Raw genomic sequence first — 17,404 nt, 5'->3', positions numbered from 1 at the left:
GTCTCTACATTTTTAATTGAATTATGCTTCGATGACAACTCGGAGATTTCCACGTTTCTTAGCAACACGACAAGCTGTAGTACTGCCAGAGCGCTCGAATTCTAGATCGAGAATTGTCGCACCAACTCTTAAGTTATGAAGAGAAAGACTATTTATCGACTCAGGTAATGCCGGATCGATAATTCTCAAGCAGTTGTTTGGCGCATCGGGAACTAAGTTAACCATCATTTGCAACAATTGGAAAATAGAACCAGTTGCCCAAGCTTGGGGAGTACAAGCTACGGGATATCTGACAGGAGCTTCATCACCGTGACGTTCGTAGCCGCAAAATAGTTCTGGCGGACGTTGATAGGGCTGCATGGAAGTCATGTCAAATAAACCTTGGAAAATTTCCAAAGCTTGATCGACTAATCCCAGCGATCGCAATCCCATCGCGATAATAGCATTATCGTGAGGCCATACCGAACCGATGTGATAGCCCATTGGATTGTAAGCTGGAGACAAACTGCTCAAAGTACGGATACCCCAACCATTAAACATATCGGGTGCCCGCAATCTCTCGGCAACGCTATAAGCATTTTCAGGAGTAAAAATCCCCAGTTGCAAGCAGTGACCTGGGTTAGAGCTAATACTGTCTACTTGCCTACCTTCACCGTCTAAAGACAAAGCACAGAAATCTTGGTCTTCAATCCAAAAATCACGATTAAAACGAGCTTTTAAATTTTTAGCATCTTCTTGCCAACGATCTGCTAGATCGAGTCGCTTTTTCATCCGAGCAATTTCTGCAAGACGCATTTTTGCTGAATAAACATAAGCTTGCACTTCACAAAGAGTAATCGCCCCGCTCGCCAATTCTCCTTTACGGTCTACAATACAGTCACCAGAATCTTTCCAACCTTGGTTAAGCAAACCGCGCTTAGATTTACGGATGTAGCTGAGGTAGCCCGTCTCCTTTAAATTACGGTCGATCCAATCCATTGCGGCTAAAGCATTTGGCCAAAGTTGCTCTAAGGTTTCTCCATCATGAGTCCATGCGAAGTACTCAGCATAAAGCATTAACCATAGAGGGGTAGCATCAACCGTACCGTAGTAAGGTGTATGGGGAATTTCTTGAGTACGGGCTAATTCTCCGAAGCGCAATTCGTGGAGAATTTTACCGGGTTCTTCTTCGCGCCAATCGTCCTCTACTTTACCTTGGTAGCGAGCTAGTAAACCTAAAGTCTCCTTAGCGATTTCCGGATTTAACATTAAGGTTTGGTAAGCGGTAATCAATGAATCTCTACCAAACAAAGTCGAAAACCACGGTACTCCAGCCGAAACAGTCATCGACTTACCGAAAGACTGGCGCAACAAATACATATCTTGTTCGCCGCGCTCGATAACTCGATTAAAAGTACCTTTATCCGAACGAATTTGAGTAATCTTTTGTACCCAATTTTGCTCCTCCATCATCTCGGCGGATCTAGCCTGAACCAAAGTTACCGGGGCGCTAACCGTAGAGGTGGGCTTATTATTGGTAAACATATTAATCCGATAACCCAGCTTTTGGGTTTCGTGGCTGGCTAGCTCCAACTGCCAAACAGCCGTATAACCTTTAAAATAATCTGGTTGCCGATGCTGAAAATGGATTCGGGATTCCATAATCATGTTATCCAAACCTTGATAAGCAAGGGTTAAAGCCTCTTCTTTCGCCCTTCCATTTTCATCTTGTACCGATGCTACATCTTGGGTAGCTTCTTCCGATTGCGGCTGCACTAAACGCAGCAGCCTACCGCGTTCATCCCGACTGAAACCCCTGACTTCAAATAGATCGACGTAATCCGCGTCATAGCTGATACTTAATTCAAAAGTGACAGTAGTCGTACTGTAGTTAGAAACTTCTATTTCTTCAAATAAAGCACCGTTAAGCACTAGCTCCCTGCGAATCCCTACAGTATCCGCTTGCAGGCGATCGTCAATCCTGGGATTCGTACACAACACCGAAAGCGAGAACCCTTTATCCGCAGTACTGCTCAACAATATTGGCGATCGCCCTTCAATTTGGAAATCCAACCGACTTAAAAAGCGCGTATCGCAGCAAAACAGCCCCATGCTGGGATTAATATCGTTAAGCGAGCAACCAGCAATATTACCCAAAGTGTCTGTGACTAAAAATAGGTCATCGTCTTTAATTGTTAACGATGCCTGGGGTCTTTCGCTGAGAACGCAAGGCCACTCTGGGATGGGGATTTGGTCGGCAGGTACAAAAGTTTTTCCGTCTAGTGTGATTTTGTCCGGTGTCATCAGGGTATCCGGTGTCATTAGCAAAAATTCCGTGTACAGGTGTAGGTGTATGCTTTGTGTTAGGAATACGTCAATCTGAAAAACAGACGCTTTCTTAAACTCGTTTGAGCCATTGAGTCAAAACATTAGTCGCGTACAGATGAGCAAGGGAACGCATGGCAGAGCCAATATATAAAATCTTTATGAATATGTATATTTAAAAAAGTATCCTAAATAGCAATATGCTTATTGAATAATATCAACCATCAATAGCAGTTAATTTGTACTTATTATTTTTGAAAGCGCTCTTTTTCTAAAAAATAGATATACGATAACTATCTCGGACTGTTGCTAACACTAATAGAGCAAGTCGGCGAAGGTATATTTTATCTATTAACTATTACCGTAAATTATTTAAACATATTATATAATTCTTATCTATATTTTTTTATATGTACGTAAAGCAAATATAACCATACCTATAAGCATTATTTTTTATCTTAAGCAGAGAAAAACAATGCATTTTTTTATATATACCATAAAAAGCTAAGTTAATTCCAAATTATTAAAAATTGATTTTTTCTAGTATTTTAGTATTTGTTAAAAAGTATCTATTCCGATATTGCCTAAGTCACAATCGTTATTTAATACTTTAACCATAAGTACTATAAAATAATGCTATTCAAGATTCCTCTAATATACTTATAAACTTAAATACCTATTGAAATTTTTTTAAGGCTTTGATATTTTCAATTTGCGTTAATAAGCTATATTACAGTGAAAAAGTCTACCTATAGGCAGACTCCTGTAATAACATATTATACTTCTGCAGCAATTGCGAGTAATGTCAGAGTTGTATTAGAAAACAATAATCCCTTTATAGTTTAGAGCTTATGTAGATTGGCCCGAATTCAAAATCATCGAGTAAGCTTTCTCATACCCGTCAGTCATCGATTCCACACTAAACCGACTGACAACGTATTCCCTGCAAATTTGACGGTCTAATTTCGTAGCTTTTGGAATCATCTCAATCATTTTGTCCGTAGAGTCGCAAACAAAACCTGTTTTTCCATCAACAATAACTTCTGGTACGGCACCCAAATTCATGGCGATTACAGGAGTACCAGCAGCCATAGACTCAATCATTACTAAACCAAAAGGCTCTCGCCAGGTAATAGGGAACAATGTTGCCATTGCTTCACCCAAGAGTCTTACCTTGTCGTCATGGGAAATCTCTCCAAGGTACTGAATCTGTTCGCCATCAACTGATGGTTCTACTTTCTCTCGAAAATAATCCATGTCTACTACATCAACCTTGCCAGCCATTTTCAAGGTTAAACCAGTAGCACGAGCAATTTTAATCGCTTCTACCGCTCCTTTTTGCGGCGACATTCTACCTATAAAAGCTAGATAAGCAGGCTGTACGGGTTGAGAATAGAAGGGATAAACAACCGTATCAATTCCGTTATAAACCGTGTGGACGTAATTTAAGTCCAGGCAAGGTTCTCGCTGCGAAGAGGAAATACTAATTAAAGGTTGCTCGCTAAAACGGTGATGTATCTTGATGGTATCGGATGTAAATGCTCCGTGGAGCGTATGCACGGTGGGTGTTTTGACGAAACCGCTGTAGGGAAGAGCGGTATAACCAATGTGGGAATGAATGATATCAAAATTGGCGTATGCTTCTTGATAAACTTCAGCGAGAATCATTTGATGGTAGATATCTGGCTCTTGAATAGAAGAGTCGAGCCGTAAAGCTTTATCGTGAACTGAGTGCAACTTTGCGTTTGTAATCGAGTCACCAGAAGCGAACAAAGTTACAGAGTGGCCTCGCCGAACTAATTCGTCCGTGAGAAGTTTGACAACTAATTCTATTCCGCCGTAGCGAAAGGGAGGAACGCGCTCCCATAAAGGAGAAATTTGAGCAATTCTCATGTTTCACCAATTTTGTGGGAAGTAAAGCATATTAACCTCGCATAGATCCTGCTTTTCTAAATGAATAGAAAATCCAGAACGGTTATTCTCGCGGGGTAGGTATGCTATGCCTTGTTTTGCCTTAATGCAGGATTGCTGCACCGCTTAAATAGCTGCATCTACATTAATAATAAGACAGGAAGGAACATTTAAGCAGCAATTAAAGTTAAATACTTTGGAGTCTTTTTCGAGTCTTTAACTATTTGTTGCTAGCATTGCCGATTATTTCGCGAAAATTAAGCCGATAAAGAATATTGACTCCCGACTTAGTTTTAAGGAAATAAGCATATGTCTCTAAGCATTACTTCAAAACTGTTTAATACTGCTTAAACTATCTTGAAATACAGACAAAGCAATATTACATGAAACATTAACATGATGCAATATACTTAATATTTTTATGTATATTTCAGTGTTGCTATTAACTTAGAGATAGTATGTATTAACGATTGTTTTTCTAAATCGAATTTTTAAAACTGATAAATAATATACAGACACCACTTAATTTAAGATGAATAGCGAATCAAATTAAAATTAGGATTTTATGATATTTGAGGAACTTAAAGACGAATAAAGAAAGTTAATGTTTAGAAAGAGACTATTTAATAGTAGGACTTACGCAATTGCGACGATAAATTAAGCTTTTCAGACGTTTAAATGCCCCCAACCCCCCGCTAATTTGGGGGGCTTTGCCTAAGTCCTAAATAGTATTCTTTAAAATCAATGATTAAGTGCGATTGCTTAACTAGTATATAATTATTTTACCGCAAAATTCATTAACTAATAAATTATCTTATTCAAAAATATTAGACAGTTTTCATGGTAAAATATGTATAAAGAAGAGCATCACAAATATGTTATTTAAAAACCTTCTGAGGATATTAATATTATCTTAATAAACAAAAGCTTCAAATCATTTCGTGAAACATTAAAACGAATATTTAATTATATTTTGGGTTAGGATAAATAAAAAAGGATAATTATTTTAACAAAATAAGTAGCGGGAACAGCATTTTATATTCTAAAAATAGTAAATTAGCGCAGATAAATTAGCTGTACAATTTTAAGAATTATGTTTATTTATAGAAGATTATATAGAGCGTTTTACACTTGGCCAAAAAACTGACGCTACTTAGATAAGTATAAAAATAGAAATTCCAAAGTAGTCATAGATTCTTTTGTCGAAATATTACTCAACAGCAAGGTAGAATGTTTTCATGGATTCAATCTTATTTGTTTGCCATACAGCTGCGTTATCGCTGCTATTTGAAGCCTACAGAAATATTGTTTACAAATCGCAACAATTTGCCTGCCCTGAGATTCCCTTGTAGTTTGTACAATGCAGCTGTGACGTGGATTTAAATCCAGATTGTGGCTCCTTAACGACATTCATGAGCATTTCGACTTCCGTGCTGAGTGATTTGCTACAAGTACTACCCTACTTGCGGCCTCAAATATACTTTAAAGCTTCATTAACAGCGCTCTCCCACGCGATGGAAGACCAGGTTTTGGCTGCCACAATGGAGCAGCCTTTAGTGATTGCCAGTTTTCAAAGAGAAAGATTCTACCGTCAAGAAGCTCATCGGTATCAACGACTGGCGCAAATCAGCAATCAAATATACGTTTTATCTGCTCCAGAAACAGATTTTAGTAGCAGTTCCGAACATTATGAAAAGGTAGCTTTTGAGCCGAAAGATGCCCTTTCTCAAGAGTGGCATTTGGTAGTTATTGCTTTTAATTATGCGACTTGCTTAGTTTGCCGAGAATATCCTACTTCCATATTTAGAAGAGAAATATCTCCAGAATTAATTCCGAGTCTTGATATGGACACGGCAAGGAGATTTGAGGGAATTTGGACCGCTGAAAGGGGTGTAAGCCTCAAAGCGGCCGACTTGTTACTAGATAAAATACTTATTTATCGTCCGGAATTAGCCGATAAAGTAGAGCAGGCACGCCAACGCTTTGGTATTGGCGATAATTATAGCGAGCAGATTGTAGACGATAAGAGCGAATATGCTTGCGACATCGATACCAATCCCTTCGTGCAGCGTTTAGTTACCTATTTACAAGCCAGCCAATATAAATTACACAAAGCTTATCGCTCGATCGCCGCACAAGCACGAAAAGAACGATTAGTCAACTCAATTAGTACGGCAATTAGGCGATCGCTAAATCCGCGAGAAGTCTTAGAAGTTGCCGTACAGGAGCTTGGGCAAAATTTGGCAGCTAGCCGATGTTTAATCTACCGCGCTCAAGCAGCAGATAAGAACGCCATTATCGAACATGAATTTATTAGCCCTAGTGTTTTATCGCTTTTGGGGCAAACTAGAGAATTACAAAAGAATCCGATATTTCAGGAAGTATTACAAATGGGGGAAGGTGTGTGTGTTTCCGATACTTTTGAAGACTCTCGCGTCGCTGATTCTCCAGAAGTTGCGGATTTTGTCAAAAGTTTTTCTATTCGTTCGTGGTTGATGGAACCCGTATGGTTTCAGGGGCGAATGTTAGGCATCATAGAATTACAGTATTGCAACGATAAACCCCACGAATGGCAAGCTGAAGAACTAGACTTGGTAACAGCGATCGCCACTTCCGTCGGAGCCGCTTTAATTCAAGCCGAAGCCTACGCCAATTTAGAAGATTTTAATCAGCAATTAGAAGCATTGGAACGTACTCGTAGCAACTTGATAGCGATTACTGGACACGAGTTGCGTACTCCGCTTTCCACAATTCAAGTGTGCTTAGAAAGCTTAGCTACCGAACCAGATATGCCGTTGGAATTGCGTGAAATAATGTTGAGTACGGCGCTTTCCGATTCAGAAAGAATGCGGAAGCTAATTCAAGATTTTCTGACTCTTTCCAACTTAGAAAGCGGCCGAATTGAATGGCATCCAGAAACACTGACTTTACAAGAATGCGTAGATTTAGCAGTTAGTAGAATTAACGCTCGCACCAAAATAGAAGAGTTACCAAAAGTATCCGCAGAAATATCAGAAAATTTGCCTTTGATTAGAGCAGATGGCGATTGGTTAGTAGAAGTGCTAGCAAAACTGATGGATAACGCTTGTAAATTTACGCCACCCCAAGGAGAAATTACAATCATTGCAACTCGCAACGGCAATCAGATGGTTGAAGTTACAGTTGCCGATACCGGAAGAGGAATAGAACCCAATCGTTTAGAAATCGTTTTTGACCGTTTTTATCAAGAAGAAGGAGCATTAAGGCGCACCACCGGCGGAACGGGTTTAGGATTAGCAATTTGTCGTCAGATAGTCATTGGGTGGGGAGGAAAAATTTGGGCAGAATCATCAGGTAAAGATAAAGGCTCCAAATTTCACTTCACCGTACCGAGTGTTGAAGGCAGTCAGGAGGAGAGATTGTCGGTGGCTGTGGGGAAGTAGGGGGATGGGGTGATGGGGAGATGGGGAGAGGGGGTAGAGGGGGTAGATATTTTTCAACTCATAACTTATAACTCATAACTCATAAGTATTACCAATTACCAATTACCAATGCCCAATTACCAATGCCCAATTGCCAATTTCCATTATTTGTTAAAGTTCCTAACGCAATCGTAATATGGTCGCCGTTGGAGTGTTAGGATGCCGTAAAAACGTTTCAACGTTGAGAGAATATATTATGGCAGAAACACTCTCCGGAAAAACTCCATTATTTGGTGGCAGCACCGGCGGCTTGCTCAAAAAAGCGGTAGAAGAAGAGAAGTACGCGATTACTTGGACTAGCCCCAAGCAGCAGGTTTTTGAAATGCCTACTGGTGGCGCTGCAACAATGAATGAAGGCGAAAATAAGCTGGAAATTGCTCGTAAAGAGTACGGCATCGCTTTGGGCGCTATGTTCCGGAAAATGAAAATTACTGATTACAAGATTTACCGGATTTATCCTAACGGTGAAACTCAGTACTTACATCCGGCTGATGGTGTCTTCCCTGAAAAAGTCAACGAAGGTCGCGATAAAGTGCGTTTTGTTGCCCGTAAAATTGGTGACAATCCTAGTGCTGCAAAACTTAAGTTTAGTGGCGTAAAACCTTTTGACGCTCCTAATCCGTAGTTGAATCAGTTACCAGTAACCAGTTAGCAGTTAATAAGTTTATCGGAAATTGAACAAAGATTATGGGGAATAGATTGTCGGTTGGAGTTTTTAAACTGTATGTCTATTCCTTGTATCGCTGTATTTAACCGATAAATAATAACTGTTTATTGGTTACTGGTAACTGTTAAGTGGTCACTCTTGGAGAGTAAGCGGTTGGAGCTAGAGAAAACACCTAGCGGTTTCAACTATGCGGGTTATAGATGAAATTTCAAACATTCTCTAAATTTATTCTTTAGAAAGAATCAAATTGAGTACGTTTAATTCGTTAGAAGTTAATAAATATTTATCTGTAAAGCTCTTTTTTCTAATTTCTCCTAAACTGTAACTTCTAAAAAGTACAAAAGGAAATTCTCTGTAACCATCACCAATTGGTAAAATATTATTAACGGGATAAAGTAAACGAATATAAATAGCGAGAATATCGCGAAAGCGTTTGTCTTCTGGTTCTTCTGTTAAGTTTTGAAAATATTCTTTGAGTATTTCACCACTTATAAATGTAAATAATGGTAAAGCATAATATTGGTCTGAATTTTGACTAAATTGTTCGAGCTTTTGAGTTTTACCGACTTCTTGTTTAAGCTTGTTAATTAATTCTATGGCATCTTTAATAGCAGAGCGTAAATTTTCGGGATAAGATTTACGACGACTAATTATTTGCATATTCTGCCATAATTGTTCGTTAGCGTAAGTGGCTATATCTAGCACTCGCATTTGATAAGTTTCTTCTAAAGTATTTTTAGGAATTGGTACTACTAATAAGCTTCCGCTGATATAAGCTAATTCAAGATTGCCGAAGTCTAATAATTGATCTAAATTACTGCAAATTCTGGCAAAGCTATTGTTAAAAGTTTTATATAAATCGAGATAATTGGAAGATACGGTATCCTTGACGGTAAATTGTGCGCTACCTAATAATTGTTCTAAATTTGTATAAACTTGTTCTACTAAAATATCGCTTCTATTTCTACGTTGTTCCTGCTTTAACTGTTTGATTAGATTTGCTATCCGAGTAGAAAATGTTTGACTAGCAGTAAATATTGATTTACCACCAATGGGAACGATAATAAATTTTTCTCTACCTATATTTCCATAACCAAATATTCTGGTATTTATGGAAGCTTTTAAAATTAATAATATATTTAATAAAGATAAAACGCTTTCTTGTATAGCTATGTGTTGATTTTCAAAGTCATCTTGATAGTAAACTGACTTTTGAGCTAAGTAAAATATTAATTGTTTATCTTGATTATCAATTTTATCGTCTCCACGCCCTCGATATATTACCTGAATGACTTCCATGAGGTTTTTCTCAATTTCAAATCCAGGAATTTCAACTAAAATATGTTTTGTTTTGGGAAAAGATAAACCTCTACTTCCGGAAGCTGTCATAAAAACGATTTTGACATCATTTTTACATTGATTTATTTGCTCTTTTTCTGGCTCGGATATATTGGCGTGAATTTCGATGTAATCTTCAAAGGGTTTAAACTGTTCTCTTTGTCGCTCTATCTTTTCAATTAATTCCCCTAACCTTTGTTTATCTTGAATGTAAACTATAATTTGTTCGACTTCAGAAGAATTCAATAAAGCTTCTATATCTTGAAGAATTTCTTTTTGTAAGCTTTTAGTTAAACTATTTTTATCTTGAAGCTGAAATTTTTCTACATACTGACAAGATTCAACTATAGCTTTATATGTAATCGATAAAGTTTTTGCTGGATAAGAATTAGCATTGATGAGTGTAGATGGTAATTCTTTGAATACAAAATGCTCGATTGAAAGAGGTTCGGAAATTTCCGAAGTTTTGCGAAAGTAGATTTTATCTGGTTCCGGTGTTTTATCGGCAAGATGCTGGTTGATAACATTTTTATCGACTATAGAAGCATCAGCAATAATTACTTTGGTGTTGAAACCATGTTGAGAATCTGTCAATTCATATTTCTTTAAAATCTGATTGATACGGTGTAAAAATTCAACACCGCTATCATCACCAGTTATTTCATCTATCATGATGAATAAATGTTTGATTTTGCTGGAAATAGCTTTCAATCGTTCGGGTATAACCAAACCTTCTCTTTCGTTATAAGCATTTCTAAAAATCTTCTCAAAATGCTTTAAAGTATCGTTCCCATCGGCTGTTTTTTTCAGAGATTGAATTGAGGCTGTAGCAACAATATTATTCGATTTTTGACGTTCTATAATTGTGTAAATTGCCTCACAGATACTATTTAATACTCCTTTATCGCTGTTTGCCGCATCTTGAATGGTATCTTCTGCTTTTCTATCAAGTCTATCGGTACGCTGCAAACGTAATTCAACATTACGACTATCGCGAAAATGTACTGTTTGTAATCTAAAATCTCCCTGACGCTGATTAGATAAATACTGTACCGTATATTCTCCTTGATTATCGCTAATTAAATTACCATGACTATTAATAGCTAATATTCTGTCATCGCATAATTTATCTGAATTTTTATGCTTAAATTTTTCAATGATATCTAAATTTACTTGCTTGCGAGGGCTGACATAAAAGAATAGAAAACCATCATCAACATGACTTTTGAGAAAATTGGCGATCGCAGTTGTTTTACCGATACCGGGATTACCAGTTAAAAAGATGTAATTAGAATCGGAAATAAGCTCTCTTTTAATTAATTCTGCATGAGCATTTCGTAAATCTAAAGTTCCAGCTAATCCCAATTTATCCATCAATTCTTGAGAAACCGTACCTACAGAATTGAAAAAGCCTTCAATTATTTCTTGATGAATTACAGTAGTAGTATTATTAGCCGGAATATCTAAAAGAGCATCAACAAACTGTTTCCCATTAATAAAACTACTGTAAGCACTACGTCTGATACGATATAAAACCTGTTTGCGAGCTTCATTTATCTCTGGAATACTAGAATCTTTAGTATATATTTCATAGCAATTTTTTAAAACAGTTAGATTCTCCGGGTTAACAGACATAGCACTTACACCTCTATCGCTATATCCAACCGGATTAAATATTATTGATTCATTATTAATGATATTTCTCTCTTTAAGAAAGTTATAAAAACTATAAGCATAACCACCAGCTTGAATTAATTTAGCGCTTTCTTTATCCTTATATTTAAAAGCAGTAAAATATTTTTTTAAATCGTCATTAAACTCAAAACCTAAAGACTGTGTATCGATACGAAGCTGTGAAAAAACACTTTTAGAACGTAAATAACTGATATCTTTAACTAGCAGATTTCTTAAAATTTCTACAAAATCAAGATTTATCACCTCTTGATTTGATTTAATCGAAAACACCGATAAATCTACACAGACAATTCTTACTTGTTTGCGATATCGTAGCAGCATCAAAGTATCTGCATTGACAAACTCACCTTTTTTACCTAAATCTAAGTCTTCCCAAAAATATTGTTTGCTAATACGTTCAATTTGATCTGAATTAAAATTACCTAACTGACGTAAAAGTTCTTGAAACCACTGTATTTTATTTTTACCTTCATAAGTTCCAATACTGTTATCACCGCTAAATTGACATTGATAATATAGTATTTCTAACTTACAGATAATACGTGGTTTATCCCAATCTATAGATTGTAAATATTCTGCAAAAAAGTTTAATCCAGATAAAAAACCTTTCTGTAGATAAAACGTACACCACTTTTGTACCATCTCTCTTTCAAGAGTACTGATAACTTGACTGACAATACGCTTGAGCATCTGAGGAAACTTCAACTGCTGTAATTCCTCAACATACAAATTCCCAAAACGGTGGTTTATCTGCTTCTCTTTGATATAAGCCAGAATTCCGATATTGAAACCGACTTCAAATAAACGCCCTAATTCTTCCGAAATTTTAGATGACATCCCGATTCAACTTCTATCAAAATTACTCAAAATATGACTCAAAAAACTCAGCGTTACTTTGCGCTAACCTTAGCGTTACTCTGCGTTTAAAAAAATGTTTTATCTTTAATTAGTCTTCTGTACATTTAAAATCTTCTTCACTTCAGTCAAAAACGCTAACAAATTAAATAAAGACCTTCCTCTCATATGATTAAATAAAGAAAGTGCCCCAACCGAATCATCACCAATCAAATTTTCATAAGGATTTAACTTGAGGCTGATATCTTTCGCTTTTTCGTACCGCGAAAAATGGAACAAAGTCAATAAATTTAATATTTCATTTTTCAAATCGCCGTTAAAAATCAAACCTTTGTAAATATCTTCATCATCTAAAATACCTTGGTAGATATTCGCAAAAGTAGCGTATGAAATTACACCATTATAATTGCGATCGTCACCTTTACCAATGGTGACACCATTAAATAAATTGAAGAATACCACAGATTTCTTACTTGGATCGTCTACAATATTTGCTAATTCTACTGTATCTTGAATATATAAAGAATCGACTCCAATCTTTCCTACAAATTTACTAGCATAATATTTATCAAAAAACATCGGATAAATTTTGATATTATCATGTGTCGATTTGAAAGCTCTAATTACTTCTTTTGACATGAAAAATAATCCATCATCTTCTTCCTTTTGCGTCATGTATAAACTACTGGTATAAGGTGCTTTAGCAATATAAATAAAGCGTCTATACCCTTGTTGATAGAGATGAGCAACTTGATCGATGATTACTGTTGGATGACTAAATACCTGTTGTTGTTGGTAATTATCGGAAAAAGTTTTAATTAGTTTTACTTTGACAGCACCATTTTGATAGGTAAAACCTAAAATTTCTCCCATGACGTTAGAAACTTTCTGAGAGCTTTTCCAACTTCTATCGCTTTCCCGACTTGATACTATTATTATTGCCAGCTTATCCACTATTTTCGCAGATTCTGAAGCACCGTTAAAATTAAATTTTTTAGGAAGTACCGAATATAGCGAACTAAATACATTAGGTAACTTATATTTTAAACTTCTAATATCTACACCTTGAGAATTAGAACGATGTTCTTCGTTTAATAAGTGAGACAATGATTTAGATAAACATACTATCGACTTTTCTATTGGCGCATCTTCATCTTTATTATGTAAATGCAATCGTAAAATTGGAATGAATAATGGTTGATGCCCGTGCAATAATACTTTTAAACTCATGTACGATAACAGAGAAAAAGTAAAATTATAAATGAATAGTTGCTGCGAATCTAACTGCTCGTCTTCTAATCTATAAGGAAATAAAATTAATTTCCGTTGTTTTAAATCTTGATTATAAACTTCCTGACATTTGCTATCTTGAAGCGGTAAAAGCAATACGGGTAAAGCGCGAATATTGTTAATATCGTACTCCATGTTAAAACTTTGCTGCTCGTCGGATGAAGCGTAATGAATATCGCTGACGGTGATTTTAGCGGGGAGAGAGCAAAGGGTATTCGTTTTAGTATCAGCTTCACCGATGGATATATATTTAAGCAGTTGTTTGGGATTACCTCTCAAAACAGGTTTAAAAAATGTATTGCTATCAGTTATCTCCTGAATATCTCTTTCAAGAATGCTTTTACTAACAGAAATGTGTAAAGGATATTCTCTAGCAGGAAAATTTCGCTTCGATTTAATTAGTTTGCTTAAAGATTGCTTGACAATTTTAACTTTATTATAGATATTATACTTTTCAAAACCCTTGAGAATTCCTCTAAAAAGTTTTCTTTTCGCTTCATCGTCATCACCCTTGAGAATTGGTATCACCTTTTCATCAAATCCCGGAATTGGATTATATTCTAATTGCCAATTTTGATTGTTATTACTTGTTACCGGATTTGGACGATAGGCAAACATTAGATAATATAAAAATACGATTCGTAAAACTTTTCTCGCAAAAGTCTTTTTCTTTAAAACATCGTTTAATTCTTCTTGATGTTCCTTACTATCTGGATTTAGTAAATTAAGATAATATTCAAATACATTTTTACCACCATAAGCCTGCACTTTGCCATCAAATTTGAGTTTCAAACCGAAAATAAACTGAATTTCTCCCTTATCTTCATCCTTCGTCTCTCCCAAATAACCTTCAACTTTGGGAATAATCGGTAAACTATCAAAAGCTTCACCACGAGAGAAAATATCTCTGTAATTTATGTCAACTCCTGCATAATTCACCAAATAATCACCATCAGCTTTATTAATATCGTTAATATACTCATCAACTAAGCGTAAACGTCTGATAGTATCTTGTAAATAAACCGCAGCTTGAGCATTATTACTAGTATCTACATTCAGATTTTCATGTAAAAACTCTAAATAATTTATCTGGGCTTGTTTTTTGAGTTTTCCTAAAGTTTCTCTATCTATAATTTGTTTCAGTTTATAAAAATCCGATTCCGATTTATCTTTATCTTGGTATAAATCATCGAGAATATAGCTTAAATCTTCCCGCTCTGTTTCACTTCTATCGCTAAATTCAGCTTTGATATACTTTTCTAAACCCGCTCGTAACTGCTCGCTAAATTCTTTGGTTTTCTGTACGCTAATGGTTAATTTGTGAAATCGTAAAACTTCTTTACCTTTTTCACTCTTCCCCGATACAGTTAACCGCTGTTTCTGTAAATTTTTATAGTCGCTGAAAGGATAGCTAAAATCTAATTTAGAACTACTCCCTTTAAAACTTTGTAAATCTGTAGTTAAATTTTCGACAAACTGTTGAATAGATAATGAATGCGGCTCAACTTGAGATGTTAATAAATGCTGCAAACAATCGTTAATCTTTTCAATTTGTTGGGGAAACTTTGTTGCAAAACCTGGACTAAAATTAACCGTAGCAGTCTTAGCACTATTACTAGAAGCACCCAAAGGACTATTTATTGGTAAAGTAATAACTTGATTAGCAACATTATTGATACTAATTAATAATCGTTGTTTGTCGTCAGATATTTTAAATAAATTTTGATGCTGCGGACTTTTTAAAACTTGTAAAATCTTATCTAATAAATCGCTGTAGTCTACATTAACTAATTCATTGTTTCCAGATTCTAGACTATTCACCCCGGTAGCTCCTATTTTTCTTAATGTTGCAAATAATGACTATTTAATAAATAATCTTTATTTATACCCAAGCGCTACCGCGATTTGACGTATAAATTATACGAACATTGCTACTTTGTAAAATCTTTAAGTCAAAGTATGTAATTACGTTTGTCTAAATAGTAAGAGAATTATCAGTTAATGCAGCAGCAATTTCTAAGCTTTCGGTTAATGCAGCAGCGAGCAACGGTTGATTAAGATTATCCACGCATTCGTTGTCTAAAACAAAGTCATGGGGAAGTTTTTCCCAGGTAATTTGGTATTCGGGAGCAGTGGAAAGCATAGGAGAAGATGGGAATGTTTAGTTTTAGTTTAGCGGTTGGGATGTTAGAGCCAGAATTGGCGATCGCCATCTAATGCACCGGGATAAATACCTTGTAACCGTCGATAAGCCATAACATCGGAGCCAAATTTTTCAAACAATCTATTAACGACATTAAAGCAGCCTCTAAACGGCATTCCAAAAAGATTAAAGGTTCAAATAATCGGGAACGCACCAGAAAAAATCTAGTACGTAAGCATGAAAAAATTGCTAATCGCAGACGGGATTGGTTTTGGAAATTAGCACATCAATTAACTGATAAATTTGATATTTTGTGCTTTGAAACTTTAAATCTTAGAGGAATGCAACGTTTATGGGGTCGTAAAGTTTGTGATGCGGGCTTCGGTGAATTTCTTCAACGCTTGGAATGGATTGCTAAGAAAAAAAATAAATTAGTCATATATATTGACTTGGATGATTACACCACCCCCCAATCGAGTACATTAAAAGCATTGGCGCACAAAACCAGCAAAGAAAACGCGCTTTGTAATCGAGAGATGAACACAAAAGTCTAAGCCTTTGCTTAGACTTCTAAGGGATGAAGAAGATAAGAAGGAACAATTTCCGCTTGCTTCCTCATCTCTTGTCAGGCAATTTTTGCAACGGTACTTAGGAAAATGAATCATGGCAGTACTTCGTATCCTTCATTTAGTTGGATCTGCATACAATTATTTTTATTGTGAGTTGTCACGCAATTACGCCCAAAGCTGTCTAGTAGCTACAGCGAATCCATCGCTCTATGACTTTTTGATTGCATACATCACACTTGATGGCCAGTGGCGATTTCCTGACTCTCTGAGTCCAGAAGATATTGCTGTCGCTAAACCGATGCCTCTAGCAGATGCTATACAGTTTATAACAGCGCAAAACATTGACCTTATGTTGCCACAAATGTTTTGTCTCCCTGGAATGACTAACTACCGGGCACTATTCGACTTGCTAAAGATCCCTTATATAGGCAATACTCCAGATGTGATGGCAATCACGGCCCACAAAGCCAAAACTAAAGCAATTGTCGCAGCAGCAGGAGTGAAAGTCCCTTCTGGAGAACTGCTCCGCCAAGGAGACGTTCCAACAATTACACCTCCAGTAGTGATCAAACCTGCAAATACCGACAACTCTTTAGGGGTGTCCTTGGTCAAAGAGCCTAGTGAGTATGACGCTGCCTTGAAGAAAGCATTTGAATTTGCTTCAGAGGTAATCGTAGAAACATTCATTGAAGCCGGTCGAGAAGTCAGATGCGGTGCTATTGTCAAAGATGGGGAGCTAATCGGTTTACCCCTTGAAGAATATCAGATAGATCCCCAAGTAAGACCCATCCGCAGCTATACTGACAAATTCAAAATACCAATTGAGGGCGACTTGGCTTCAACTGCTAAAAATTATGTTCCAGGTTGGATTGTAGATATTAATGACCCGATTACCCAAAAGGTTCAGCAACAAGTTAAAAAGTGTCATTTGGCTTTGGGTTGTCGCCATTATAGTTTATTTGACTTCCGGATTGACCCACAGGGACAACCTTGGTTCTTAGAAGCCGGGTTGTTTTGTATTTTTGACCACAATGCGGTAATTGCCTGTACGGCAAACGCAGCGGGAATTTCTTTAAATGAGTTATTTATGGCGGCAATCAATGAAGCGTTGAGCGCGAGATAATGTCGGGTAAATCACCTTTTTAGCTTTCTTCTGACTTAGAATAAGTAG

General features: G+C 36.4%; 8 protein-coding genes and 1 pseudogene. 4 read left to right on the top strand and 5 right to left on the bottom strand.

Going from position 1 to position 17,404, the window contains the following annotated elements:
- Positions 1 to 21: 21 nt before the first annotated feature.
- Positions 22 to 2,301, bottom strand: a complete 2,280-nt coding sequence (locus ACM03V_RS08240; protein ID WP_414620282.1) for a glycogen debranching N-terminal domain-containing protein — start codon at positions 2,299 to 2,301, stop codon at positions 22 to 24.
- An 852-nt stretch (positions 2,302 to 3,153) separates the two neighbouring features.
- Positions 3,154 to 4,197 carry a glycosyltransferase family 4 protein gene (locus ACM03V_RS08235; RefSeq protein WP_414620281.1) on the bottom strand — a complete coding sequence of 348 codons (1,044 nt, stop codon included), beginning with the start codon at positions 4,195 to 4,197 and terminating at the stop codon, positions 3,154 to 3,156.
- A 1,430-nt stretch (positions 4,198 to 5,627) separates the two neighbouring features.
- On the opposite strand from ACM03V_RS08235, the gene ACM03V_RS08230 reads away from it, so the two are divergent.
- Both ACM03V_RS08230 and ACM03V_RS08225 read left to right on the top strand, forming a co-directional pair.
- Positions 5,628 to 7,637, top strand: coding sequence for a DICT sensory domain-containing protein (locus ACM03V_RS08230; protein ID WP_414620280.1), 2,010 nt, complete (start codon positions 5,628 to 5,630; stop codon positions 7,635 to 7,637).
- Between the two features lie 235 nt (positions 7,638 to 7,872).
- On the top strand, positions 7,873 to 8,301 hold the full coding sequence (locus ACM03V_RS08225; protein WP_414620318.1) for a photosystem I reaction center subunit II PsaD: 429 nt from the start codon (positions 7,873 to 7,875) through the stop codon (positions 8,299 to 8,301).
- 267 nt (positions 8,302 to 8,568) lie between these two features.
- Here ACM03V_RS08225 and ACM03V_RS08220 read toward each other — a convergent pair whose 3' ends face one another.
- The 3 genes from ACM03V_RS08220 to ACM03V_RS08210 form a co-directional block, all read right to left on the bottom strand.
- Positions 8,569 to 12,213, bottom strand: a complete 3,645-nt coding sequence (locus ACM03V_RS08220) for an ATP-binding protein (protein ID WP_414620279.1) — start codon at positions 12,211 to 12,213, stop codon at positions 8,569 to 8,571.
- Between the two features lie 105 nt (positions 12,214 to 12,318).
- Positions 12,319 to 15,342 (bottom strand): hypothetical protein, encoded by a 3,024-nt coding sequence (locus tag ACM03V_RS08215; RefSeq protein ID WP_414620278.1) that lies wholly within the window; start codon positions 15,340 to 15,342, stop codon positions 12,319 to 12,321.
- A 154-nt stretch (positions 15,343 to 15,496) separates the two neighbouring features.
- On the bottom strand, positions 15,497 to 15,664 hold the full coding sequence (locus ACM03V_RS08210; RefSeq protein ID WP_414620277.1) for a hypothetical protein: 168 nt from the start codon (positions 15,662 to 15,664) through the stop codon (positions 15,497 to 15,499).
- A gap of 125 nt (positions 15,665 to 15,789) precedes the next feature.
- On the opposite strand from ACM03V_RS08210, the pseudogene ACM03V_RS08205 reads away from it, so the two are divergent.
- Together ACM03V_RS08205 and ACM03V_RS08200 are read left to right on the top strand one after the other, a co-directional pair.
- A pseudogene (locus tag ACM03V_RS08205) lies at positions 15,790 to 16,113 on the top strand (transposase); the annotation flags it as partial.
- A gap of 214 nt (positions 16,114 to 16,327) precedes the next feature.
- A complete protein-coding gene (locus ACM03V_RS08200; protein WP_414620276.1) occupies positions 16,328 to 17,356 on the top strand; it encodes a D-alanine--D-alanine ligase family protein in 1,029 nt (342 codons plus the stop codon).
- Positions 17,357 to 17,404 lie beyond the last annotated feature (48 nt).

The organism is Calothrix sp. CCY 0018, from assembly GCF_963920925.1.
GTDB lineage: Bacteria > Cyanobacteriota > Cyanobacteriia > Cyanobacteriales > Nostocaceae > Rivularia.
Note: the sequence above shows the minus strand (reverse complement) of the source record. Positions and strands in the feature narration are given on the sequence as shown.

What these genes read in the sequence shown, in the direction of transcription:
- ACM03V_RS08220 (WP_414620279.1), bottom strand. Translation starts at nt 12,213, where the DNA reads ATGTCATCTAAAATTTCGGAAGAATTAGGGCGTTTATTTGAAGTCGGT.
- ACM03V_RS08225 (WP_414620318.1), top strand. Translation starts at nt 7,873, where the DNA reads ATGGCAGAAACACTCTCCGGAAAAACTCCATTATTTGGTGGCAGCACC.
- ACM03V_RS08240 (WP_414620282.1), bottom strand. Translation starts at nt 2,301, where the DNA reads ATGACACCGGATACCCTGATGACACCGGACAAAATCACACTAGACGGA.
- ACM03V_RS08235 (WP_414620281.1), bottom strand. Translation starts at nt 4,197, where the DNA reads ATGAGAATTGCTCAAATTTCTCCTTTATGGGAGCGCGTTCCTCCCTTT.
- ACM03V_RS08230 (WP_414620280.1), top strand. Translation starts at nt 5,628, where the DNA reads ATGAGCATTTCGACTTCCGTGCTGAGTGATTTGCTACAAGTACTACCC.
- ACM03V_RS08200 (WP_414620276.1), top strand. Translation starts at nt 16,328, where the DNA reads ATGGCAGTACTTCGTATCCTTCATTTAGTTGGATCTGCATACAATTAT.
- ACM03V_RS08210 (WP_414620277.1), bottom strand. Translation starts at nt 15,664, where the DNA reads ATGCTTTCCACTGCTCCCGAATACCAAATTACCTGGGAAAAACTTCCC.